This window comes from Candidatus Cloacimonadota bacterium, from assembly GCA_012516855.1.
GTDB lineage: Bacteria > Cloacimonadota > Cloacimonadia > Cloacimonadales > Cloacimonadaceae > Syntrophosphaera.
Genome location: JAAYWB010000116.1, coordinates 1 through 1,613 on the forward strand (window position 1 = coordinate 1; position 1,613 = coordinate 1,613).

Annotated in this window: 2 protein-coding genes; both read right to left on the reverse strand. The window is 51.8% G+C overall.

What is annotated here, in order from left to right:
- A partial coding sequence (locus GX466_09285; protein ID NLH94388.1) for a restriction endonuclease occupies positions 1–537 on the reverse strand: 537 nt, incomplete at its 3' end.
- 108 nt (positions 538–645) lie between these two features.
- Positions 646–1,332 carry a metal-dependent hydrolase gene (locus GX466_09290; protein NLH94389.1) on the reverse strand — a complete coding sequence of 229 codons (687 nt, stop codon included), beginning with the start codon at positions 1,330–1,332 and terminating at the stop codon, positions 646–648.
- Positions 1,333–1,613: the final 281 nt, after the last annotated feature.

Here is a 1,613-nt window from a genome sequence, read left to right on the forward strand (position 1 = left end):
AAAGTCCCGCACAACCGGCTCGCCCACTTTTCCGCGATACTTCTTGCACTGCACCAACCAGGTTTCTCCCTTGTTGGTGTGCACCACCAGGTCGATGCCGTGGTCGCCAGTCGCTCCCACAATCTCGACCGAATGTCCTTGCTCGCGGTAGGTCTTGGCTACCAGTTTTTCAAATTCTGAAGGCGAGAGGAGTTGCATGTCTTCGATCGATTTGATCGTCCGGCGTTTACGGGCTTCCTCAAACACTATGGCAAGCGCCAATGGCAGCAAAAAGAGCCCCACAATCAGGAAATACCTGGTGTTCTCTGGTTCCTCAATTAACTGGAGGGTATCCATATGGAAATAATTGAACACCACCCTTAATATCGCAAAGAAAACCCAGGCGATCACCAGTGATTTAATGGAAAGCCTGATCATGGTGCCAAAACCGTCTCGGCGCTTGAAAATCCCAAAAAGCAGCACCACGAACATCACCGGCCACATGCCAACCAGAAACCTCCCGGCGGTGGTTAAAAGTTCAAGTATTGTTTCCATCATCAAACCTCCACAAAGCCCAAAACGTATTTCTTTTCTTGTTGCACGAATAATGCCAGAATCCGTCTTTCACAGACGGATTCTGGCATTCCCTCTTCTGGCGTGAAATCTCTATTCCACAGAAACCTGATCGCCCGGCTTCAGTAAAATCACCTGTGTTGGCGTGTTCACCCGAACTCTTTCTGCCCAGGCGGCCGCGTCCTGGCGGATGACCTCAAAGGTGTCGTAGTGAATCGGCACCACCATTTTTGCGCGCAACAGCCGCACGGCCAGCAGCGCGTCATCCGGTCCCATGGTGTAATTATCGCCAATCGGCAGCACCGCCAGATCGACACCTTCATCCCCAATCAGTTTCATGTCGCCAAAAAGGCCGGTATCACCGGCGAGGTAGATTTTTTTACCCTCCAGCGTGGTTAATAAAAAACCGCCGGGATTGCCTCCGTAAGAGCCATCTGGCAGAGCAGAACCGTGCAGGGCGTAAGTCATTTTCAGGTAACCAAATGGGTAATGGAATCCTCCGCCCAGGTGTTGGGCGTGAGTTTTCAGCCCCTGTTTGGCGAACCAGGTGCAGATTTCAGCGTTGGAGATGATCGTTGCGCCGGTACGCCTGGCGATTTGCGGAGCGTCACCCACATGGTCCCCGTGACCGTGTGTGATCAGAAGGTAGTCGGCGGCTACTTCTTCCGGTTTTTGTGTGGTTGCCGTGTTCCCCGTGAAAAAGGGGTCTACCAGCAGCTGGTAGCCACTGGTATCAATGCCGATGGCTGCGTGTCCGTACCAGCGTAAAGTTGTTGACATTGCTTCCTCCTTTTTGATACACCTGGTTTGCAGTTCCTGCGTAGTATAAGGGTGAACGATGGTCCTGCGCAGGTGGTCTTTTTCCGGCATCACTTTCTATAGTATCTCATAAATGCCAGCACCGATTAAATACTCACCTGTTCAAGAGATACCTTTAAGAACTGCTGGATTAGGCCGAAGCAAGGTGCGCGCCAGGGGTGGAACCATGCAGGCGAGGTGTTCTCTACATATCCCTTATCGGCATGCCCTTACGAAATTCTTTGATCAGTTCTTCCGTCTGT

Coding starts and splice junctions, on each gene's coding strand:
- GX466_09290 (NLH94389.1), bottom strand. CDS start 1,332: ATGTCAACAACTTTACGCTGGTACGGACACGCAGCCATCGGCATTGAT.